The organism is Roseibium sp. R5 (genome assembly GCF_055755305.1).
In genome coordinates this window covers 2392954-2414567 of the sequence record NZ_CM146910.1, presented here as the reverse complement: position 1 = coordinate 2414567, position 21614 = coordinate 2392954, and the positions used below count along the sequence as shown (strand labels likewise).

The following is a 21614-nucleotide window of genomic DNA, read 5'->3' as shown; positions in this document are numbered from 1 at the left end:
GACATGTGAGTGAGCGGTCGCAATGATTCACTCAGCCCGGGACCAGTAAGGCAGTGGAGCTTAGCCACCACAGACCAGCGACAAAGACTTAAGCTGCGCGGACGCTTTGTAGGAACTGCGAGACCTGTGCCTGAAGTGTGTTCGACAACGTTCCGAGTTCTGCGGAGGCCTGATGCATGCCGTCTGTCGCTGTCCGGCTGGCTTCCATCGCATCGTTCAAAGTCCCGACGTTGCCGGTTACCCGCTCAGAGCTTTGCAGCGCGGTCTGCGCACTGCCGTTGATCTCGCCAGTTGCAGAAGTCTGGTCTTCCACAGCATCCCGGATCTTGGCTGAAATCGCACTCACGCGCTCAATCGTATCGGCAATCGAAGCGATGGCGACACCAGATTGCTGTGCGACGTCCTGCACGGCCGAAACCTGCGCAGAAATATCCTCAGTTGCCTTGGTGGTCTGCTCGGCCAGCGCCTTTACCTCGCTTGCAACAACGGCAAACCCGCGCCCAGCTTCGCCAGCCCTTGCCGCCTCGATCGTTGCGTTCAATGCAAGCAGATTGGTCTGGCTGGCAATCTGACTGATCAGCTCGACAATTTCGCCGATTGCACGGCCTGTCTCAGAAAGGCGGCCGACGATTTCATCGGTTTTGCGCGCTTCAGTGACCGCAGCATCCGCAATGTCTGTTGCCTGATCCACATCCTCACGGACACGGGACAGAGACTCTGACAAGCGATGGGAAGCCCCGGTCACCGTCTCAACAGACTGATTGGCATCCGCAGACGCAGTACTGACTTCAGACACGGCGTGGAGCGAGGATTCCACAGCACGCGTCAAATCATTGGAGTTGCTCTCTACGCTGTCAGACTTTTCAAGCAATGAAGAAACAACGCCGAGCACGGATTTCTCAAAATCGTCTGCAACATCCTGCATCAGCGCGACGCGTTCTGCGTTCAAGGCATCCTGGTGGGCTTGTTCTTGCCGCGCTTGTTCCGCAGCTTTTTTGGCAAGGTTCACGCGAAAGCCTGTCACAGACCGCGCTATGGCGCCGATTTCATCGGATCGCTCGACACCGTCGATTTCGACCTCGAGATCACCGGCAGACAGTTTGCCAAGGGCGCCCTGCAAGCGGGCGAGCGGACGGGCAATGCCCAATGCCAATACAACTGCCAGACCAAGAAACGCCAGGCCAACCGGCGACACGACAAGGCCAATGGTGATCATCTGATCCAAAATCAGACCATCGAGTTTCTCCGCCACATTGCCCTGAAGGAATTGCTGAGCACTGTCTGCGGTTCCCAACTGAGCAACCATTGCTTGGCGGAACGTGTAGAACGCGAACGCTGTTCCACCCATCATGATAATGGCGGCGGTGACCACCATTGAAATAAATCGGCCGTTTATCGAAAGCGTCACGAAAACCCGGGCTCCAACCCCAATCCTGCGGGTACACTCGGGAATCCCGCGCAGTGATCTGTGTTGGCCCTTGATATCTCAAGGCTGTAAAAAATCAGTAACTACAACAATTAAGAGTAGGCTTGCACTAACCTGCGTCACGTTCACGGAGTTCAGGTTTTTCGCAGACTTGCCGAGTTGTCAGCCGAGGATCTGACGGCTAATCAGATAGCCCGCGCCGGCGGAAACCGCACCAAGCACCGTGCCCCAGGCGATATCCACGACGGCAACGATGATCGGCCAGTCCTTCAAGGTCGCATAGTTGGTAACGTCGTACGTCGCGTAGGTGAAGAAGCCGAACATGGCGCCGTACATCACGGCGTATGCAAAGCTTTCATTTTTAAGCGCAGGACCAACGGCAAACAGAACGATGCCGACAACGTAGATCAGATAAAAGGCTGCCGCAGCGCCCATATTTGGGCGTTCCATCAGCAGATGACCAATGCGATCAAAATAGAAACGCGTGGCGACTTGGGTCAGCCAAACATAGTCAATTGCGAGAAACACAATCGCGGTGGTGATATACGCTGTGATGAAATGAACCATAAGATCCTCAGGCGGTTGGCTAGCTTTCTACGCCACCGGCATTCATACAGATCAAGACGGGCTCGAATTAACCCGTTCATCGGCCGACAATCCTGCCTGAAGGAAGCCGCCTGATTGCCGGCGCCAGAGCTGCGCATACAATCCATCTTCGTTCTTCAACAGACTGTCATGGGTCCCCTCTTGGACAATCTGTCCGCCGTCCATCACGATCATACGGTCCAGCGCAGCGATTGTTGACAGGCGGTGCGCAATTGCAATCACGGTCTTGCCTGCCATCAATTGCTGCAGATTTTCCTGGATCGCAGCCTCCACCTCAGAGTCGAGCGCAGATGTGGCTTCATCCAGCACCAGAATTGGGGCGTTTTTTAAAAGAACCCGGGCAATTGCAATTCTCTGGCGTTGACCACCCGACAGTTTGACGCCGCGCTCTCCGGCGTAAGCGTCAAAACCTTTTCGCCCGGATTTGTCTTCGAGGTTTTCAATGAACTCAAGTGCGTGTGCGCGCTCCGCCGCATCGCGCAGCTCGTCTTCATTCGCCTCAGGCCGTCCATAAAGAATGTTCTCCCGGATGGACCGGTGCAGGAGGGACGGATCCTGTGTCACCATCCCGATAGCCCGCCGGAGCGTCTCCTGTTTCACCGAGCGGATATTCTGACCATCAATCAGGATCTGGCCTGCCTCCACATCATAGAAGCGCAGAAGCAAACTGGTCAGCGTTGTCTTTCCCGCACCCGATGGTCCGACCACACCGACACGCGCTCCGGGCGCGATCTTAAGGCTCAGATCCTCAATAACGCCGCCTGCTTTTCCGTAATGGAAGGTGATGTTTTTGAATTCAACCGCGCCGTAGTCCACAGATAGAGGTGGCGCATTGTCCTCATCCTGAACGGCCACGGGTTTGACGATGGCCTCCATACTGTCCTGGACGGTTCCGAAATTCCGGAACAGACCATTCAGCTGATTGAACAACCGGTTCAGCAAAATATTCAGGCGCAGGATCAGGCTGAGCGTAAAAGCCACATGCCCCGTGCTGATGCCGCCATCGCGCCAAATCACCAGCGCCATCCCGGCAATTGCGACGATCATCGCGCCGTTGACAAGGCTCATCACGACGCGGATTGAGGTGAGCAGGCGGGTGAAGGTCTTGAGCTGACCGATAAAGCGGATGAAGGCGGATCTGGAGCCCCGGTTTTCTTCTTTCAGAGAACCGAACAATTTGACGGACTGAATGTTGCTGTAGGTGTCGACCAGGCGTCCGGAGACGCCGGAATAAGCATTGGCTGTGTCCTTTGCCGCCTTTCGCACGCGCGGCACGAAAACCCGTGCAGTGGTGGCAAACAAGACAAGCCAGACAGCGACAATCGCCCCAAGCCGCCAGTCAAGGTCAGCGACGAGCACCAACGTTGTCAGGGCGTAGACCACAATAAACCAGGCGACTTGAAGGAGGTTCACCATGAAGTCGCCGGCGGACATACCGGATTGGAGAACCTTCTGCGACAAGCGGCCTGCAAGATCATCTTGAAAGAACGCTATGCTTTGGCGCATCACCTGCTGGTGCGCCTGCCAACGGACCAGATTGAAAAACCCCGGAACAATGGTCTGCTCTTCCAAAAGCGCCATGAGCGTATTGGTGGCGGCCCGCACCACCAAGACAAAGAACGCCATGCCGAACAGGGTCCAGCCGTGCTCGGCAAAAAACGTTTCCCGGTCGCTGCTGTCGAGCAAATCAACAATATGGCCCAGGAAATTGAACAGCGTGACTTCGACAAAGGCTGTCAGGCTGCCGACAATCAGCATCAGGAAGAACGGCCAGCGCGCCTGCTTCAGAAAGAACAGAAGAAACGCAACACCGCCTTTGGGCATGGCTTCAGACGGCAAAGGCCGGAACGGATCAATCCAGGATTCAAAAAGCCGGAACAAAGCAATCATTGAAATGTCCAAATGGGTGGCGGGCGATTCTTGCGTTAATACTACGCTTGGAACTGCTCAATGGGCCACGGCCCATGACAGGACGGCCTTCTCCTGTTAGGAGGCAATGAACCGTCAAGACAAGAAGCAGACATGCCCGACATCGCCCTTTACCAGCCAGACATCCCGCAGAACACCGGAACCATGCTGAGGCTCGCGGCCTGCATGAGTGTGGCGGTGCATTTGATCGAACCTGCGGGATTTCCGCTGTCCGACAGCGCATTAAAACGCGCTGGGATGGACTATCTGGAACGGGCTGCCCTGAAACGCCATCTCAATTTCGAGGCGTTCGACGACTGGCGCCAGACACATAAACGGCGCCTCATACTGCTGACGACCAAAACAGAACTCGCTTACACGGGTTTTGAATTTGAAGCAGATGATATCCTGCTTCTGGGCCGCGAAAGCACCGGGGCACCGGATGCAATCCATCAGCTGGCAGATGCGCGGCTGACCATCCCGATGGCCGAGGGCATGCGATCCCTTAACGTAGCTGTGTCCTGCGGCATGGTTTTGGGAGAGGCCTTGCGGCAAACCCGGGCATTTCCTAAAACATCAAGGTAATCCAACGCTTGTGCATTTCCAGCGCGGGCTCTTCATGTCGAGGCAAATCAGATGACAGCACCCTCTCCAGAATCACGCGACGGTCCGATTCCTGAGGGAATTGAAGACAAGAAGCTGACAGCATCCGCGTGGTTCAAGGATCTCAGGGATCAGATTTGTGCAGCGTTTGAAAAACTGGAAGACGACATTGGCGAACTCAATGGACCGCTGAGTGACTTGCCTGCGGGCCGGTTCGAGCGCACCCCTTGGGAACGGACCGACAGTTCAGGCGCAAAGGGCGGCGGCGGCGTCATGTCGATGATGCATGGCCGTGTCTTTGAAAAAGTCGGCGTCCATATTTCCACCGTCCACGGCGAGTTCTCTCCAGAGTTCCGCGGCCAAATTCCAGGTGCCAGCGAAGATCCCAGGTTCTGGGCTTCCGGCATCAGCCTGATTGCGCACCCTCAGAACCCAAACGTTCCGGCAGTTCACATGAACACGCGGATGGTGGTTACAACCCGCCAGTGGTTCGGGGGCGGCGCTGATCTGACACCCGTGTTGGACGACCGGCGGACACAAGACGATCCTGACACGGTTGCCTTCCATGAGGCCATGAAAGCAGCATGCGAGCCCCATGCCGTTGCTGATTACCCGGCTTACAAGGATTGGTGTGATGAGTATTTCTTCCTGAAACACCGGAACGAACCCCGCGGCATTGGCGGAATTTTCTACGACTATCTGCACAGTGGCGATTGGAACGCGGATCTCGCGTTCACCAAGGATGTCGGCCGGTCTTTTTTGAAGGTCTACCCTGAGCTCGTTCGCAAAAACTATGAAAACTCCTGGACAGATGCCCAGCGCGAAGAGCAGCTGATCCGCAGGGGCCGGTATGTGGAGTACAATCTTCTCTATGACCGCGGCACAATCTTCGGCTTGAAGACCGGCGGAAATGTCGCCTCAATCCTGTCTTCCATGCCACCGGTTGTGAAATGGCCCTAAGCAAAGCTAGTTCGAGAAAATGGTCCTTGCGCTGCTTAAGCAGCAGCGTCCCCACCTGCGGCAGAGACGGGTTTCGACAGTTCTGCAAAAACGCGATCCAGGATCATGTCTGAAAACTGACGCAGCAGGTCCTGATCGAGCTTCGGCCCCATGTTTTTCATCATGGCGATTGCCTGCCGCGGAGGGATTGGCTCCTTATAGGCGCGCTCTTCTGTTAGGGCGGTGAAGATGTCACAAATCGTCATGACGCGGACTTTTTGAGACAAGCGGTCCGCTTTGAGATGATTTGGATACCCGCTGCCGTCCAGATACTCATGATGCTGGATAGCCATGCGCTTGATTTCGTAAGGCACCTCAAGACGCGGCTTCAGTATTTCCTGGCCAAACACCGGATGCTTGGCGATCAGAGAGCGCTCCTCATCGGTCAGGCGTCCAGGCTTGTCCAGAATGGTCAAGGGGATGCGCATCTTGCCGATGTCATGAACCAGCCCGCCCGCGACCATCTCCCGGCAATCAGTTTCTGACCATTTCAGGTACCGCGCAAATGCGCCCGCCAAACCCGCAACCTTCAAAGAATGGCTGTACGTCGGGCTGTGATGGCTTTCGACCGCCTGCATCCACGCTAGTAAGCCTTCAAGGTCAATCGCCGAAAGCGCATCCTTGGCGCTGTCTTCCATCGCCCGGATCTGTATCGACGCATCACTGACTGCAGACATGCAAAGCGTTTCCAGAAACGCGTTCGCTTTGGAGAAAGCTTCTGCAGTCCGTTCTGGAGTGTCCTTTGGCAAGTCCTTCAAAATATCGGTTTTCAGATATTTTTTAACCTGATGAAGGAGCAACGCCAGCGGTGCCTCTCGATCTATAAGGTCCATTTCACCAAGCGCCGCCGCTTGGGTTACCTCCCGCCGATCAGACTTGTCGATGATGCCAATTACCGGGATCTCCGCAATGCTGCCCCAGGATGACTTCAGAGCCGACATGCCCGGCTTGCTGGAACCGAGAAGTTCGATAATCGCAACGGAGGCTTCACCCGCAGTCTTGGGAGAGACTTTTGCCATATCGATCAGGCGCGCCCGGAAGAAGAACGGAATTTTCCGAACCGGAGAATCCAGAGGCAGCGGCCCATCAGAGATCAAGATGACTTCGCTATGCGGCATTTCTACTTTCCCAACAGAACCCACGGCAGGGGTGATAACCCCAAGGAACTCATCGGGAAAAGGTATCCAAGGACTCTTATCAATTCGCTAAGCGCGGTTCTCCAAACGTGCAAGAAGATCCTGTTTGCTTAGGGCGAAACCGTTTTCGCACCAGATCTTCTCCAGAGTTTTGAGAACCTTGCCAACTTGCGGGCCCGGACGATGTCCGAGCGCAATCATGTCCGCGCCTTTCAAAGGAAAAACCGGCACCTCGAGGGATTTCAGTTCTAAAAGCGCGTCTTCAAAAGCTGGCCGATCTCCCGACCGTTTTTGCGCATCATAAGCTGCCCAGTAAGCCAGCAGCCCATCAATAGCTCCTTGGCGGCCATGGGTGTAGAGCAACGTTTTGAGATCCGGCATTTGGTCCGACTGCCGGAACGTTTTGTAAGCCTCCCAACAGATTTGCATTCTTTTACGCTCTGAATTGGACAGCCGCAGCCGATCAGCAACGCGATCGACATCTTCGCGGACAAAACCTGACAGCACGGTCAGGCCAACCTCCGGGTCCTGTGTTTCAGGCGCGAGCGCATCCAGTTGGCGAAACGCTTCAAAATCCTCGATCTTTGCAAGGCCGCCCGTTGCGATTTCCCAAAGGCCGCAATCATTCATCATCCGCACCGCGATCGCTGCTTTCGGAGCAGAGACGAGACGGCGCATTTCGTGGCCAATGCGTTCAGCGGAAAGGTGGCGCAAACCGTCGCGCTGGCGCAGGCAGGCACCGAGGCCTTCGGCATCCATATCCCCATCGCCATAGGCCGCGTAGATCCTGAAGAAGCGGAGAATGCGAAGATAGTCCTCGCGCAGCCGCATATCAGGATCACCGATGAACCTGACACGCCTAGCAAGGCAATCCTCCAGACCACCCAGTGGGTCGTGCAACTTCCCGACACTGTCCACATAAAGCGCGTTCATTGTGAAGTCGCGCCGCAGGGCATCCTTTTTCCAATCACGCCCAAACACCACTTTCGCCTGGCGGCCGTAGGTTTCAACATCCTCGCGCAGCGTGGTGACTTCGTAAGGAAATCCGTCGCTGATCACGGTTATGGTGCCGTGATCAATCCCCGTGCCGATGGGTTTTAATCCTGCATCGGCGGCCCGCTGCATGACGTCCTGCGGTGTCGCAGTAGTCGCGATGTCGATATCGGGAACTGGATGTCCCAACAGAGTGTTACGTATGGCGCCGCCCACCACACGCGCCCCGTCATTGTCGCGATTGAGAGCCGAAAACACAGCCTGGATGCCTGGCGACCGCAACCAATTGGCCGCAGCGAGAATGTCTTCAGCTCTATCTTTCATGAACTTATTCGAACCGCCCGGGAATGAGTACGCCGTCGCGGAATTCTGCCGGCCTGTATTGCGTGCCTTCTGGAGCCCTATTGAATTGCGCTACGGCAACAAATCCGGAGATCGTCAAAAAGAGGCCTGCGACTGTCAACCAGGCGACCGGCCCGCGTGACCAGCTCTCCGGATTATCACCCTTTTTAGACAGCCAGAGATAGCACGCATAACAAGCAAACGGCAGCAAAAACAGGAAGAGTTGTGTCAGGATAATGCGAAGCATCAGCGGTACACCGTATCATATAATGAGCGGATAATGCCTGCTGTAACGCCCCAGATATGACGTCCGGCAAAAGGCATTGCATAGAAGTAGCGTCGTTTCCCCTGCCACTCGCGGCTCAGCTTTTGATGGTTGGCAGGGTTCATAAGAAACTCGAAGGGAACTTCGAAAACATCTTCAACTTCGTCCGGGTTCGGAATGAACCGAACGGGATCCCTCACCTCTGCAACGATTGGTGTGACCCGATATCCCGACCCGGTTAGATAAGGCGCCAAATGTCCAAGTGGCTGTGCCTGGGCGGGATCCAGACCGATCTCTTCCTGCGCTTCTCTCAAAGCTGCCTCGACCGGTCCGTTGTCGTCCGGATCAATTTTGCCACCTGGAAACGCCACCTGCCCAGCATGGGATTTGAGATGCGGTGTGCGCTGGGTCAAAACAACGCTCGGGCCGGCTGCGGTGTTGCGGATACCGATCAAGACGGCAGCGTCCCTCGGTGGTCCCTTCCAAAAGGCGTAAGGCCCGACATCCGGGTTCAATATGTGGTCGCCTGTTTCCCGTTCAGTGGGCACGCTCGCTGCCAATGCAAGCCGTTCTTCCAGATGCTGGGACCAGTCGGTCAATTTGGTTGCAGATGTATCAGTTGGAGCGGTCATTGCGCTTGATATGGGGTGCTTTCATCAAATCGGCAATTGGATAAAAAGAGCGATTACAGAAGCTCCGGGTCAACGGCAAAAAACTGACCACCGCTCCAAATTCCTGTTTCCAAACCGGCCTCTCCTTGACGTTCGGCCATGTGGTCAACCAGCTGATACATGAGTGCGCGGGTAAATAGCGCCTCAATGCGTCCGCGGACAATAATATAGGGCTTTATTCCACCGCTGTCCGGCTCCTTCTCAAAACGCAGTGGCCGATCCGGTCCTATGCGGACCAGATCACCGAGATTTGTGCGCACGGTGAGTTGCTGGTCCGCGCCTTCATTTTCCACAACCATTTCCACAGCCAGCAGCGGAGCATCATCGACCGTGATACCGATTTTTTCGACCGGGGTTACAAGGTAGTGCTTGCCATCTTCATCCTTGCGCAGGACAGACGCAAACAGCTCGACCAATGGCTTCCGGCCAATTGGCGAGCCGAGATAGAACCAGGTTCCGTCGCGCGCAATCCGGATATCCAAATCGCCGCAAAAAGGCGGGTTCCACTTGTCCACCGGCGGCGGCGCCTTGTCTTTTGAACCAGCGCGGCTCATCAGGGCTTTGAGGCCATCCGGCAGAGTAGCCTCTGGTTTGGCTTGCGATGTCATTTCACTCCCCGTCCCATCAGACATCCGAATCTGTGATCCGGAATCCTACCTAGTCCGCGTCTAAACCAACGCCAATCCCAGCTGGCACAGCAATCGCAATTTTTGCGTTTATGCCGCAGCGAAGAAAAGAATCTTGGACCTATCCACTGTATGGCGCACAATTGTGCCTTATCTACTGAATTATATGGTGTCAGACTGGGTTAACGGAAAAAATTTGGCCGCCCACCGAGCTACCCGGCAGGCATCAGCAAGATAAGCAACAGGACAGGTGATCAATGAGCGTCGTTTCTCCCGCAAATCCTTCTGAAGAAGATCTCGCTGCTGTTGCCGAAAGCGCCGAACGGGCCGTTGAACGCATTTCAGAAGTTAAGGCCGATATCGCAAAGATAATCTTCGGCCAGGAGAACGTTGTTGAACAAACACTTGTGACGATCCTCGCCGGCGGACATGGGCTGCTCGTCGGTGTGCCGGGTCTTGCGAAAACCAAACTGGTCGAAACGCTGGGAACAGTTCTGGGACTGGATGCACGGCGGATCCAATTCACGCCAGACCTGATGCCTTCAGATATCCTTGGCGCAGAAGTCATGGAACAAGATACCAGCGGCGGACGATCTTTCAGATTTATTCCTGGCCCGGTCTTCTCGCAGTTGCTGATGGCCGACGAAATCAACCGCGCCAGCCCGCGAACCCAATCTGCCCTCCTTCAGGCGATGCAGGAGTATCATGTGACTGTTGCGGGTCATCCGCATGATCTCCCGCGGCCGTTCCATGTTCTTGCGACCCAAAACCCTTTGGAACAGGAAGGCACATATCCATTGCCGGAGGCCCAGCTCGACCGGTTCTTGATGCAGATTGATGTGCATTATCCGGACCTGGAAGCCGAGCGCCGCATTCTCCTAGAAACGACCGGAGCAGAACAGACAACGGCACATAGCGCGATCACCGCCCAGGAGCTCATGGAATTCCAGCAACTCGTCCGCCGCATGCCGGTGGGTGAATCGGTGGTTGAAAGCATCTTGAAGCTTGTCCGCTCGGCCCGACCGGGCGGCTCGGACGAAAATTCCGATCTCACAAAGCTGATTGCTTGGGGACCGGGCCCTCGCGCCAGCCAGGCCCTGATGTTGACCGTCCGGGCCCGCGCGCTCGTTGATGGCCGGCTGGCACCGTCAGTTGATGATGTTCTGGCTCTGGCAGAGCCAATCCTGCAACATCGGATGGCCCTCACCTTTGCTGCCCGGGCCGACGGGCATACCGTGAGGGACGTGATCCAGCGGGTGAAAGAAACAATCGCATAACGCAAATTTCGAACGCGAGGGAGCCGCCCGACATCATGGCATCATCAACGGAGAGTGTGAAACTGGACCAGGAAAACTGGCCGAACATCATCGGCGACGCCCGGTCAGTCGCCGACGCGCTCCCTGACCTTCTTGTTGAGGCAAGCCATGTTGCAAGTTCCATCATTGCAGGATGGCATGGCCGGCGGAGAGCCGGACCCGGCGAAAGCTTCTGGCAATTCCGTCCCTTCAATATGGGAGAGCCGGCCAAACGCATTGACTGGCGCCGGTCTGCCCGGGATGACCATCTTTATGTCCGGGAACGGGAGTGGGAAGCAGCCCATACCGTCTGGCTTTGGGCCGATCTCTCCTCGTCCATGGAGTTTCAATCCCGGCTGTCTCAGGTGACCAAGCGGGACCGCTCTCTGGTCCTGATTCTGGCATTGGCGGATATGCTCGCAGAAACTGGTGAGCGCATTGGTTTGACCGGCGTGACACGGCCATTTTCAGATCGCAGAGCCGCTGAACGGCTTGCGGACGCCCTAACGCACTTGTCTAAGCCGGTTGCCTTGCCCGACCCGACTGGCGTCAAACGCTTTGCCGATGTTGTTCTGGTCTCCGATTTCCTGGATCCGCTTCAAGATATTGCTGCCTGGATCGCCCAAGTCGCCGGGACCGGCGCCCGTGGGCACATCGTTCAGGTTCTGGACCCGATAGAAGAAACCTTTCCGTTCGACGGCCGTGTTGAATTCAACGACCCGGAAGCCGGCATCCGATTAACTGCAGGCCGCGCCGAAACATGGCGGGAGGAATACCACAAACGGCTTGAAGCACATCGCGCTGAAATCCGCGACATGGCACGCCGCGCGGGGTGGACATACGTCCTGCATCACACAGACCATTCAGCCGCCGAGCCATTGCTGGTCCTCCATAGCGCGCTTTCTGGCAACCTCGATACAATGCCGCGGGGGGGCGCCTGATCCGTGTTTGCCGGTTTACCACTGACTTTTACCGCGCCGTGGGTTTTGACTGCACTGGCTCTGCTTCCCGTGATTTGGTGGCTGTTGCGCTTGACACCCCCGCGGCCGCAACAGATCGCGTTTCCGCCCACCCGGCTATTGCTGGACATTGATGAGCACGACGAAACACCGCAGCGCAGCCCATGGTGGCTGACCCTGCTGCGCTTGCTCTTGGCGGCAATCCTGATCTTTGCACTTGCCGGCCCTGTCTGGCGCGCGCAGGAACCAGTTGCGAGCCGGGACGGCGTTATGTGGCTCCTGATCGACAACGGTTGGACCTCAGCGACCTCTTGGGAGGATCAGGTTCGAACCGCTGAAAACATTCTGACCGAGGCAGAGCAAAACGGACAGCCGGTGATGTTTGCCGCCACCGCGGAAGGTCCAAACCAAAGCTTTGTTCCCGAAAGCCCGGCGGCAGCACTTGAAACTCTGCGTGCGCTCGAACCCCGCCCCTACCCGCCTCTGCGAAGTGAGCTGGGCATTGGCCTCAGAAAGGCCGCACAGGATACACCTCCGGGTGCGGTCGTCTGGCTTTCTGATGGTACGGCCACTAATGATGCGTTTCTGGAAACTCTGGCGTCCTTGACAGAAGGCGTCCCGGTGACCGTGTTGACTGGACTTCAAACACCGCTTGGACTTAAGGGTCTGGCCAACGATACTGAAGCGCTGAGCGTCGATGTGGTCCGTCACCCTGAGAACACTACATCGGTCGTCAATGTGCGGGCTCTCGATCTGAAAGGTCTGGTCCTTGCGGAATCGACGGCGACGTTTGCCAGCGGGGATGTTGAGACCGAAGCCCGGTTCGAACTCCCAAGCGAACTCAGAAACGACATCGCCCGCGTTGAAATTGCAGGGGAACAGGCAGCCGGGGCCGTGCAACTCGTTGACGACAGCTGGCGCCGCCGAACCGTCGGCTTGATCTCCGGACAATCCGGCGACCTTGATCAACCGCTTCTCTCACCTCTTTATTATCTCGAGCGGGCACTCGCTCCGTTTTCCGACATCCGCCGGCCGCGAGACAGCGATATTGCAGCCGCAGTGCCATCACTGATCGACCAGGGAATTTCAGTGCTCATCCTTGCGGATGTCGGGAGGCTGCCAGACACCACCGCGATCGAACTTGGCGAGTGGGTCCAAAGCGGAGGCACTCTTGTCCGCTTCGCAGGCCCCAGAACAGCAGGCGGCACGGACGAGCTGATCCCTGTCCGCCTCAGATCTGGAGACCGGTCGCTCGGCGGATCACTCTCCTGGAAGCAACCTCAGCATTTGGCGCCGTTTCCAGATGCCTCTCCGTTTTCTGGTTTGAAGATCCCCGCTGAGGTGACGGTAAACCGACAGGTGCTCGCAGAACCGACATCGGACCTGCCGAAACGCACCTGGGCGATGCTGGAAGACGGCACACCGTTGGTCACCGCAGCGCAATCTGGCGACGGAAGTATTGTTTTGTTCCATGTAACTGCGGATTCCTCCTGGTCCAACTTGCCGCTCTCCGGCGTTTTCCTGAACATGTTGCGGCGCATATTGTCAGTTTCCAATGTTGCTCAGGCATCAGAGACAGCCGAGGATGGGCAACCGGCCCGCAGCGTTCTGCCGCCTCTGCGCCTACTCGACGGCTATGGCCGCTTCGGCGCGCCTCCTGTCGATGTCACACCGGTGAGCGCCGCCAATTTCCGGGAGGCCTCTGCCAGCCGCCGCACGCCACCGGGTCTTTATGGCAGCGAAGATGGCTTCCGGGCCCTCAATCTGATGCGCGCTGAGAATACACTGCAACCCCTCAGCATCGAAGCGCTAGGACCAGACGCGGAAACAGCGCCTTATCCTGCAACGGATCCACTGGACTTGAGAGCGTTATTCTTCACTTTGGCCTTTTTGCTGATCATTGCGGACGCCATTGCCGTGTTTGTGCTTGCGGGCGGCCTGAACCGTCTGCGCCTGAAGACCAGGATGGCAAGTGTCATCGGTGCGGCAGCGTTGGCAACAGCGCTCCTCAGCCCGGCAGGTGTTCCAGACGCATATGCGCAGTCTTCGTCTGATGACTTGAGAGCTTTGGAATCCACCCTCGAAACCCGGCTGGCCTATGTTTTGACGGGTGTCCCAGAGGTTGATGATGCAAGTGCCGCCGGTCTTGCCGGCCTGACGCAGTTTTTATCCGAACGCACTGCACTGGAACCCGGCGCTCCAGTCGCCATCGACATTGCCCGTGACGAACTGGCCTTCTACTCGTTGCTTTACTGGCCGATAGATCCTTCGGCCGACAAACCGAGCGACCAGACGATTGCCCGGATCGACACGTTCATGCGCAACGGCGGCACGATCCTGTTCGACACACGAGATCATATCAACGCGTCGACAACCGGTTTCGGATCGACACCTGCAACTCTGAAACTGCGTGAGATCCTGGAGGATCTCGATGTTCCTCCATTGGAACCTGTCCCGCCGGATCACGTGCTCACGAAAGCGTTCTATCTGCTCGACACTTTTCCGGGTCGTTATTCCACCAGCCCGTTGTGGGTGGAAAGTCTTGATGAAGCGACTGCCCGCGGTGATCGCCCGGTTCGGGCGGGAGATGGCGTTTCTCCGCTGATGATTACAGGGAATGATTTCGCATCGGCTTGGGCGATCACGCCGACGGGCGAATTCATGTTCCCGACAGTGCCAAACAACCCAATCCAGCGGGACTATGCCTTCCGTTCGGGCGTTAATATCGTGATGTACAGCCTCACCGGAAACTACAAGGCTGACCAGGTCCATATTCCAGCTCTGCTGGAACGGCTCGGGCAATAGGAGGTTTGATGGACTGGTCTATTTCATTCGACCCGCTCGTGCCGCAATGGGTTCTGATATCCGCCGGCACGATTGCTGTTGTGGTTGCCGTTCTTCTCGGCATCATCAACTTGCGCGGCTGGGTGCTGCGGGCCTTGGCCATGGCATTACTCGTGCTTGCGCTCGCCAACCCGGCTGTGGAGCGCGAAGACAGAGAACCCTTGTCCAGCGTCGTAGCGCTTGTGGTCGATAAGAGCCAAAGCCAGCGGCTTGCGGACCGTGAAGAAACGACCACTGCAGCAGCAGAGGAAATTCAGTCACGTATCGCGGAGCTGGAGGGGTTTGACCTCCGGCTGCTCGAAGCCCGAAACTCAGGATCCGGAGACGGGACGGAAGTCTTCCAGACCCTCGCAAACGGGCTTGCAGATGTTCCGCCTGAAAGGGTTGGTGGTGCAATCATCATCACCGACGGACAGATCCACGATATCCCGGAAAACGCAGAAGCGCTCGGCTTCGATGCCCCTGTTCACGGCCTCATCACCGGGACTGCGGATGAACGCGACCGCCGGATCGTTCTGGACACGGCTCCGCGCTTCGGCCTGGTCGGTTCTGAACAGACCATCAGCCTCACCGTTGTCGATCAAGGATTGGGAACCGGCCCCGGAGATCAGGTGAACCTGACAATAAAACGGGACGGTGATGTCGTCACCCTGCGCACCGCGCGGACAGGGGAGAAGATCGACATCCCGGTAGAGATCGCCCATGGCGGCGACAACATCTTCGAAATCGAGGCAGAGGCCCTGCCCGGCGAACTTACGACGCTGAACAATCGGGCTGTCGTAACCGTGGACGGAATCCGCGAAAACCTGAGGGTGCTGCTGGTGTCCGGGTCTCCGCATGCTGGAGAACGTACCTGGCGCAATCTCCTGAAATCCGATGCATCTGTTGATCTCGTTCATTTCACCATTTTGCGCCCGCCTGAAAAGCAGGACGGCACACCGATCAACCAGCTGTCCCTGATCGCTTTTCCGACCCGGGAGCTGTTTTCGGTCAAGATCGATGAGTTCGATCTGATCATCTTCGACCGCTATGTCCGGCGCGGTGTGTTGCCGATGCTCTATTTCGACAACATCACGCGGTACGTGCGTGATGGAGGGGCTGTCCTGTTGGCCGGTGGTCCTGATTACGCAGAAGGCGGCAGCCTTTATAGAACGCCACTTGCCCCTATTCTTCCGGCCCGTCCGACTGGAGCCATTTTGGAAGAGCCTTTTTACGCAACCCTTGCCAACCTCGGCGAGCGGCATCCAGTAACCCGGGGCCTGCCGGGTGCCGAACAAGATCCTCCGGGATGGAGCCGCTGGTTCCGCGTGGTCGATACCGAGTTGGACGGCGGCCAGACCTTGATGTCCGGTCCAAGCGAAACGCCGCTTCTGGTTCTGAACCGGGAAGGCGAAGGCCGCGTCGCCATGTTGCTTTCAGACCATGTCTGGCTGTGGGCGCGCGGCTTTGAGGGCGGCGGCCCGCATGTCCCGCTGCTGAGGCGCCTTGCCCATTGGCTTATGCAGGAACCGGATCTTGACGAAGAAGCACTCAATGTGTCCCTGCGCGGCCCTGAACTGATAGTCGAACGGCAAACACTTGGGGACACGGTCAATGAGGTGACTGTCGTTTCGCCCACAGGTGACAGCGTTGACCTCGCCATGACAGAGCAAGAGCCTGGTCTATGGCGCGGCTCCTCCCCCGTGACGGAAACTGGCCTCTTCTCCGTTACAGATGGTGAGATGAATGCCCTTATTCACGTTGGCCCGCAAAACCCGAGGGAGTACACCAACGTTCTCTCTGACACCGAGGTGTTGTCACCCGTGGCCGATGCAACAGGCGGAGCTGTCCAACGGCTAAGGGATGTCGGCGGTGATATAGATCTCCCGCGCGTCATCTCCATGCGCCAGTCGGCAAGTTACGAAGGCAACGGCTGGATCGGCCTCAAACAAACCGAAGCCAGCCTGTTGAATGGTGTCGACCGGTTCCCGCTCCTCATCGGACTGCTTGGTCTGGCCATCCTTCTGGGCGCCGTCTCGGCAACCTGGTACCGGGAAGGCCGCTAGAGCGTTTCTGAGCAAATCGACACAGGTTTCACGGCCGAAAATGCGTCAACAATTACTGCTTTGAGCACGTTGAGCGATGATGCTTATTCGCGACGTGCTCTATGCAGCCTTGCCCTGAACTGCGCCGGTCGGCTGCGCCCCATCCTGCAGGCGTGCAATCAAGAGCCTTTGTGGGTCGACCGGGCCCGGCAAGGTAATGCTGCCGAAAGGCGCCTGTTCAAAGCCGAATGGGCTGTAATAAGGCGCATCCCCAACCAGCAACACGTATTCGTCTCCAGCCGCCTTTGCAGCCTCAAGGGCTGTCCACATGAGCGCCTTGCCCAAACCGCGGTTCTTGAAATCAGGAGACACCGTCAACGGCCCTAGTAGCAGCGCGTCGGTCTCACCGATCGTGATGGGGCTCAAACGGACAGACCCTGCAATCCTGGATCCGGACAGGCCGACAAAGGCAAGATCTTGCCTGTGAGGGACGTTCTCACGGATCCTGAAAGCGGTCCGTGCAAACCGGCCAGGCCCGAAAGCTTCTGCTTGCAGGTCTTCAATTGCGGTGTCGTCGGTGGCGTCTTCGAGACGAATGACCCAAGAGGTCTGTTTCATGGGATTGGTTCCAGCTGGCAAAATGTGGCGATTGCGCGCCTGCCGGTATCCCTGTTTGTCGGAGTTATCGGGAATAGGTCAGCCGCGACGGTGCAGACGAGAGTTTCCTCGTCGGCTGGTTCGTCGTCGGAGCATGTGACCTGTGCTCATCAATCCCGAAGTTCCTTACGCGCTGCGCAGGTGGAATCTGCGTGCGGTTTCAAACAGAGGCTAGCGCGTACCACGCATGGCTCCTGCCGGTCCAGAACTTTTTGACGGGATAGACTACGTTTTGCGAACATCCAATTGTTCACCGGAGAGGGACAGTCCATTCAGTTGATTGAAATTTGCCATCACGGCACAACCTATATCGTAGAACAAACTCCAAGGAGACCGGTATGGGAACGCTCGTCGACGGCGTGTGGCACGATCAGTGGTATGACACCAAATCAACAGGCGGGCGGTTCGTGCGCAAGGACGCCGCATTCCGGAATTTCATCACGAAAGACGGGAGCCCCGGCCCAACGGGCGACGGCGGTTTCAAAGCCGAAGCCAACCGGTATCATCTGTTTGTCTCCTATGCCTGCCCATGGGCGCACCGGACCTTGATCTTCCGGACCCTGAAAGGGCTGAACGACTACATTTCCGTTTCTGCTGTCCAGCCGCTGATGCTGGAAAACGGTTGGGAGTTTGGAGAAACAGAGCCGCTCACTGGCGCGCACTACGCGTGGCAGGTCTACGTCAAGGCAGACCCGACCTATTCAGGCCGGGCCACCGTGCCGATCCTTTGGGACAAGCAGCAACAAACCATTGTCAGCAACGAGTCGGCGGAAATCATTCGGATGTTCAACACCGAGTTCGATCACCTGACCGGTTCAACGATCGACTACTATCCGCAAACCCTGCGCGCTGAGATCGACGCGGTCAATGAGCGCATCTATCACACCGTGAACAACGGTGTTTACAAGTCCGGTTTCGCCACCACACAAGAGGCATACGAGGAAGCTGTTACATCGCTTTTCGAAACGCTGGACGATCTAGAGGTCCGCCTGTCAAAACAGCGCTATCTCGCAGGTGAGGTCTTGACTGAAGCCGATTGGCGCCTGTTTACCACACTGGTGCGCTTTGACCCGGTCTACGTGACGCATTTCAAGTGCAACATCCGCCGGATTGCCGATTACCCCAACCTCTTCAATTACTTGCGAGAACTCTATCAGTATCCAGGTGTTGCCGAGACGGTCGATATGGCGACCATCAAACAGCACTATTTCAGCTCGCACGAAACGATCAACCCGCACCGGATTGTGCCGGTTGGGCCGGATCTCGATTTCCTGGCACCGCATGACAGGGACCGGTTCAAGGCGGCAGCTTAACTGAAGACCAGCTCAACGAGCATTTGCTGCAAAATAGGCAGGACGACGCGCAACAACCGTCGTCCTGCCCTTGTCCGCATTTTGCAAGCCTTTGGGAACGCTTCGTTAACCCATGCAATCCGCGCAGGGCAGCCCCGAAGGAATAACGCTCCTCCTTTGTGCACCGCACGCCTATATAAGAGGCAGATTGATGACGATTAGGGCAGCCGATTGCCCACCCCCGACAACTCAAAGGACAGCGTTATGTTCAAGACTCTTTTTCAGAAGCGTCGCCGGAACTACCAGTGGAAACCGGCTATCGACACCAGCAATCCGCGGATCGCTGCATCTCTGACCACGTTCCCGACCAACTGATCAAGCAGTTGCCGGCCAAGTTGGATTCTGTGCCATGTTTGGATTTGTGCATGTAGTCGGAGCCAGTCTCCGCGAAGGTACCCGGACCGTTCAGACCCAGGGTTCAGCCCCTCGGCAGACAAAAACACAAACAAAATCTGCGAAGTAATCTCCTCCCAACGACATTTCGCAGACTATCCGCTTGGCGCCGCTCATTTTTCCTTGACGCGGCGCTTTTTGCTTTGATGATGCGCCTCCATGTTCAGGCTTGCGCATCTCTCCGATCCCCATTTGGGTCCTCTTCCGGACCCCAAGCTCCTTCAATTGTTTTCCAAGCGTTTGCTCGGTTATCTGAACTGGCAACGCAACCGCTCCAAAATCATGGGCGGCAACCACCTGGAACAATTGGTCGAGGACATGAAGGCGCAAGCGCCGGACCACATCGCGGTGACCGGTGACCTCGTCAACATCGCGCTCCCCCTTGAAATTAGCGGTGCCCGTGCGTGGCTGGACGAATTGGGTCCGCCCGATCAGGTCTCCGTGGTTCCGGGCAATCACGATGCCTATGTCCGCGGTGCTGTCAAAAAAGCCCGAACCGCATGGTGGCCCTTTATGCGCGGCGATGGCGAAGACGATGTTCCTTCTGAAAAAGTCGGCTCAGAGGCAACGTTTCCTTATGTGCGCAAGCGCGGCGATGTCGCAATCATTGGCGTCACCACTGGCCGGGCAACGGCGCCTTGGTTTGCCTCCGGGCGCGTTGGAACAAAACAAAGCCGCCGCTTGCGGGCGATTTTGGAGGAACTTGCGGAAGAAAATCTGTTTCGTGCCGTTCTCATTCACCACCCGCCATTCAAGAACGCAACGAAATGGCACAAACGCCTCTCCGATGCCTCCCGGCTGCGCACCGTCGTCAAGCGTGCCGGGGCCGAACTGATCCTGCACGGCCATACGCATATCGACAGTTTTGAAAGTATCGAGGGGCCAAACGGCCCCGTGCCGGTCATTGGCGTGCCGTCAGCGACCAGCGCCCCGGGCGGTCACAAACCGGCTGCCCGCTATAATTTATTCTCGATTGCCAGGCAAACTGACGGCTGGACATGCCTAATGGAAGAGCACGGGTTTGAAGAAACCGGCGGACCTGTAAAACCACTTTTGCAACGGGACATTGCTGTACCCTCAACTTAGAAACACAACCTGCGTAAGCTCGCTGGCTAAAATTTCAAAAATACTTAACCAACATATGCAACTCTAGATTTAGACAAACATAATAAAAACTAGGATTTAAGGTGAATTTCAGTTTCAGGACATTTTTGATTATCTGCCCGGTAGCCCTCGTCGTTGCAAGCGTTGGCTACAGCCACCTATCATCGCTTAGCCTGTTTGGGAGCCGGGAAGAAAAATATGACGAACGAATAATAGATCAATTCTCCGGCATCGAACCAAAGAGTGTTACAAGCACTTATGTACCGGGCAATGCAGGCTTCCGTTTAACGGACACAAATTACCTCGAGGGGTTGAATGGTAAGCCACTCGACAAAATCTCATTTATCCTTGGGTCGTTGGCAAACGGTTTTCTCGCAGGCGATACAGCTGCAATCGAAATCAGGAAAATACTTCAAGAACCAACCAAGCTGGAGGAACAAACCTTCGAACACACAAATGATATCGAAACAATAATAAATTATTCTTGCGATTCAAAAGTGTTTCGCAAGAGGATCCCGGAGAGCATCATCGACGAGATCGCTCAATTCATTGATTCGGCTGGATACAGATCAGCAATGACTTCTGAACACATGACAATGATGAAACGCTTGACGAAGTTAAATTTGTTCTCCGAACAATGCCTCGAAAAGTTTCAGTATCACTAGTCTTAAGCCATGTGTCACAGAGGATTGGCAAACCAAGCAAAGCCGATCAGACCGACGATGCCAAGCGCAAGACCGATCCCAAAAGCGCCGGCGACCGGCAGCCAAGGTGTATGGCTCTCTTTCACACGCACCACTTTGGATTCCATCGCAACTTGGCGCAAACGGTTGTTCAGCCAGTCGCCTTCTAGCGCCTTCTCGCGCTCAAGAACGCGCTCCGCGATATACTCGGTCAGGCAATCAGCCATATCGTCGATATTGGCCGTCTCCAGAATAACAACCCGGCCAAGGCGCGTGTCTTTCAGGAAACGGTAAGTGCGGCGGTCCCCGGCGACAGCCACATGGCTGGTCGCATCGATCCACAGACGCGGTGTCGAGCCGGAAATGATCTGCAAGGAAAACTGATCGTCATCTTCCGGAATTTCCTGGAAAACGTCTTTCAACTCGTCCGCAAGCATGTCGAGCCGGGCACGTTCAGTGTCTTGCAGCTCAACAACCACATCGGAGCGTTCCACTTCGCCCAGCTGCACCTTGCGGATGGCATCGCGCAATGATCGCATGCGCGTGTGCGGAACCACATTGTCCTGCATTTCAGCCATTGAGTACCAGCTCCGTTTTCTCGTCGGGTCCACCAAGTCTTAATTGAGTCTTAACCGGGTGTGGCCGCGACGCCATTCCTCTTTGCCGGGTATCCACTGCCAATCGCGCAAAGATGGTTAACAAAGATTAAGCGATTTTTAACCCTGAGA

The 21614-nt window shown here is 56.4% G+C and carries 19 protein-coding genes; 9 read left to right on the top strand and 10 right to left on the bottom strand.

Going from position 1 to position 21614, the window contains the following annotated elements; all coding sequences use genetic code 11:
* Positions 1-88 precede the first annotated feature (88 nt).
* From AC0J4F_RS11245 to AC0J4F_RS11235, 3 genes are all read right to left on the bottom strand, one after another.
* A complete protein-coding gene (locus AC0J4F_RS11245; RefSeq protein WP_473026296.1) occupies positions 89-1408 on the bottom strand; it encodes a methyl-accepting chemotaxis protein in 1320 nt (439 codons plus the stop codon).
* Positions 1409-1588: 180 nt separating this feature from the next.
* On the bottom strand, positions 1589-1993 hold the full coding sequence (locus AC0J4F_RS11240; RefSeq protein ID WP_133945950.1) for a DUF2177 family protein: 405 nt from the start codon (positions 1991-1993) through the stop codon (positions 1589-1591).
* 51 nt (positions 1994-2044) lie between these two features.
* Complete coding sequence (locus tag AC0J4F_RS11235) at positions 2045-3922, bottom strand: ABC transporter ATP-binding protein (RefSeq protein ID WP_473026295.1); 1878 nt, start codon at positions 3920-3922, stop codon at positions 2045-2047.
* Between the two features lie 132 nt (positions 3923-4054).
* Here AC0J4F_RS11235 and AC0J4F_RS11230 point away from each other — a divergent pair, with 132 nt between their 5' ends.
* Together AC0J4F_RS11230 and hemF are read left to right on the top strand one after the other, a co-directional pair.
* Complete coding sequence (locus tag AC0J4F_RS11230; RefSeq protein ID WP_133945944.1) at positions 4055-4525, top strand: tRNA (cytidine(34)-2'-O)-methyltransferase; 471 nt, start codon at positions 4055-4057, stop codon at positions 4523-4525.
* A gap of 51 nt (positions 4526-4576) precedes the next feature.
* Positions 4577-5503 (top strand): oxygen-dependent coproporphyrinogen oxidase, encoded by a 927-nt coding sequence (hemF, locus tag AC0J4F_RS11225; RefSeq protein ID WP_473026294.1) that lies wholly within the window; start codon positions 4577-4579, stop codon positions 5501-5503.
* A gap of 35 nt (positions 5504-5538) precedes the next feature.
* Here hemF and AC0J4F_RS11220 read toward each other — a convergent pair whose 3' ends face one another.
* From AC0J4F_RS11220 to AC0J4F_RS11200, 5 genes are all read right to left on the bottom strand, one after another.
* Positions 5539-6660, bottom strand: coding sequence for an HD-GYP domain-containing protein (locus tag AC0J4F_RS11220; protein WP_473026293.1), 1122 nt, complete (start codon positions 6658-6660; stop codon positions 5539-5541).
* Positions 6661-6747: 87 nt separating this feature from the next.
* Positions 6748-7995 carry a CCA tRNA nucleotidyltransferase gene (locus AC0J4F_RS11215; protein ID WP_473026292.1) on the bottom strand — a complete coding sequence of 416 codons (1248 nt, stop codon included), beginning with the start codon at positions 7993-7995 and terminating at the stop codon, positions 6748-6750.
* Between the two features lie 4 nt (positions 7996-7999).
* Entirely contained in the window at positions 8000-8260 is a 261-nt protein-coding gene (locus AC0J4F_RS11210; RefSeq protein WP_133945935.1) for a DUF6111 family protein, read from the bottom strand.
* Positions 8260-8910 (bottom strand): CoA pyrophosphatase, encoded by a 651-nt coding sequence (locus AC0J4F_RS11205; protein ID WP_420340138.1) that lies wholly within the window; start codon positions 8908-8910, stop codon positions 8260-8262. Before AC0J4F_RS11205 ends, AC0J4F_RS11210 begins: the two co-directional genes overlap by 1 nt.
* A 53-nt stretch (positions 8911-8963) precedes the next feature.
* Positions 8964-9581, bottom strand: a complete 618-nt coding sequence (locus tag AC0J4F_RS11200) for a DUF1285 domain-containing protein (RefSeq protein ID WP_473026291.1) — start codon at positions 9579-9581, stop codon at positions 8964-8966.
* A gap of 251 nt (positions 9582-9832) precedes the next feature.
* On the opposite strand from AC0J4F_RS11200, the gene AC0J4F_RS11195 reads away from it, so the two are divergent.
* Genes AC0J4F_RS11195 through AC0J4F_RS11180 form a run of 4 tightly spaced genes read left to right on the top strand, consistent with a single transcriptional unit; the run spans position 9833 to position 16718 of the window.
* Entirely contained in the window at positions 9833-10852 is a 1020-nt protein-coding gene (locus tag AC0J4F_RS11195) for an AAA family ATPase (RefSeq protein WP_133945928.1), read from the top strand.
* A gap of 35 nt (positions 10853-10887) precedes the next feature.
* Positions 10888-11811: a DUF58 domain-containing protein gene (locus tag AC0J4F_RS11190; RefSeq protein WP_133945926.1), complete on the top strand. Its 924-nt coding sequence runs from the start codon at positions 10888-10890 to the stop codon at positions 11809-11811.
* Between the two features lie 3 nt (positions 11812-11814).
* Positions 11815-14634 (top strand): DUF4159 domain-containing protein, encoded by a 2820-nt coding sequence (locus tag AC0J4F_RS11185; protein ID WP_473026290.1) that lies wholly within the window; start codon positions 11815-11817, stop codon positions 14632-14634.
* Between the two features lie 8 nt (positions 14635-14642).
* Positions 14643-16718 (top strand): hypothetical protein, encoded by a 2076-nt coding sequence (locus AC0J4F_RS11180; protein ID WP_133945922.1) that lies wholly within the window; start codon positions 14643-14645, stop codon positions 16716-16718.
* Positions 16719-16817: 99 nt separating this feature from the next.
* On the opposite strand, the gene AC0J4F_RS11175 is transcribed toward AC0J4F_RS11180, so the two are convergent.
* Complete coding sequence (locus AC0J4F_RS11175) at positions 16818-17315, bottom strand: GNAT family N-acetyltransferase (RefSeq protein WP_473026289.1); 498 nt, start codon at positions 17313-17315, stop codon at positions 16818-16820.
* 377 nt (positions 17316-17692) lie between these two features.
* On the opposite strand from AC0J4F_RS11175, the gene AC0J4F_RS11170 reads away from it, so the two are divergent.
* From AC0J4F_RS11170 to AC0J4F_RS11160, 3 genes are all read left to right on the top strand, one after another.
* Positions 17693-18667, top strand: a complete 975-nt coding sequence (locus tag AC0J4F_RS11170) for a glutathione S-transferase family protein (protein WP_133945918.1) — start codon at positions 17693-17695, stop codon at positions 18665-18667.
* Between the two features lie 591 nt (positions 18668-19258).
* Positions 19259-20185 (top strand): metallophosphoesterase family protein, encoded by a 927-nt coding sequence (locus AC0J4F_RS11165; protein ID WP_473026288.1) that lies wholly within the window; start codon positions 19259-19261, stop codon positions 20183-20185.
* A gap of 101 nt (positions 20186-20286) precedes the next feature.
* Positions 20287-20868, top strand: a complete 582-nt coding sequence (locus AC0J4F_RS11160) for a hypothetical protein (RefSeq protein ID WP_473026287.1) — start codon at positions 20287-20289, stop codon at positions 20866-20868.
* 14 nt (positions 20869-20882) lie between these two features.
* On the opposite strand, the gene AC0J4F_RS11155 is transcribed toward AC0J4F_RS11160, so the two are convergent.
* Complete coding sequence (locus tag AC0J4F_RS11155) at positions 20883-21464, bottom strand: hypothetical protein (RefSeq protein WP_473026286.1); 582 nt, start codon at positions 21462-21464, stop codon at positions 20883-20885.
* Positions 21465-21614: the final 150 nt, after the last annotated feature.

Bases quoted from the DNA above. Each gene is read 5' to 3' on its own strand.
- AC0J4F_RS11240 (WP_133945950.1), bottom strand. From the start codon at position 1,993: ATGGTTCATTTCATCACAGCGTATATCACCACCGCGATTGTGTTTCTC.
- AC0J4F_RS11235 (WP_473026295.1), bottom strand. From the start codon at position 3,922: ATGATTGCTTTGTTCCGGCTTTTTGAATCCTGGATTGATCCGTTCCGG.
- AC0J4F_RS11230 (WP_133945944.1), top strand. From the start codon at position 4,055: ATGCCCGACATCGCCCTTTACCAGCCAGACATCCCGCAGAACACCGGA.
- hemF (WP_473026294.1), top strand. From the start codon at position 4,577: ATGACAGCACCCTCTCCAGAATCACGCGACGGTCCGATTCCTGAGGGA.
- AC0J4F_RS11220 (WP_473026293.1), bottom strand. From the start codon at position 6,660: ATGCCGCATAGCGAAGTCATCTTGATCTCTGATGGGCCGCTGCCTCTG.
- AC0J4F_RS11215 (WP_473026292.1), bottom strand. From the start codon at position 7,995: ATGAAAGATAGAGCTGAAGACATTCTCGCTGCGGCCAATTGGTTGCGG.
- AC0J4F_RS11210 (WP_133945935.1), bottom strand. From the start codon at position 8,260: ATGCTTCGCATTATCCTGACACAACTCTTCCTGTTTTTGCTGCCGTTT.
- AC0J4F_RS11205 (WP_420340138.1), bottom strand. From the start codon at position 8,910: ATGACCGCTCCAACTGATACATCTGCAACCAAATTGACCGACTGGTCC.
- AC0J4F_RS11200 (WP_473026291.1), bottom strand. From the start codon at position 9,581: ATGTCTGATGGGACGGGGAGTGAAATGACATCGCAAGCCAAACCAGAG.
- AC0J4F_RS11195 (WP_133945928.1), top strand. From the start codon at position 9,833: ATGAGCGTCGTTTCTCCCGCAAATCCTTCTGAAGAAGATCTCGCTGCT.
- AC0J4F_RS11190 (WP_133945926.1), top strand. From the start codon at position 10,888: ATGGCATCATCAACGGAGAGTGTGAAACTGGACCAGGAAAACTGGCCG.
- AC0J4F_RS11180 (WP_133945922.1), top strand. From the start codon at position 14,643: ATGGACTGGTCTATTTCATTCGACCCGCTCGTGCCGCAATGGGTTCTG.
- AC0J4F_RS11175 (WP_473026289.1), bottom strand. From the start codon at position 17,315: ATGAAACAGACCTCTTGGGTCATTCGTCTCGAAGACGCCACCGACGAC.
- AC0J4F_RS11170 (WP_133945918.1), top strand. From the start codon at position 17,693: ATGGGAACGCTCGTCGACGGCGTGTGGCACGATCAGTGGTATGACACC.
- AC0J4F_RS11165 (WP_473026288.1), top strand. From the start codon at position 19,259: ATGTTCAGGCTTGCGCATCTCTCCGATCCCCATTTGGGTCCTCTTCCG.
- AC0J4F_RS11155 (WP_473026286.1), bottom strand. From the start codon at position 21,464: ATGGCTGAAATGCAGGACAATGTGGTTCCGCACACGCGCATGCGATCA.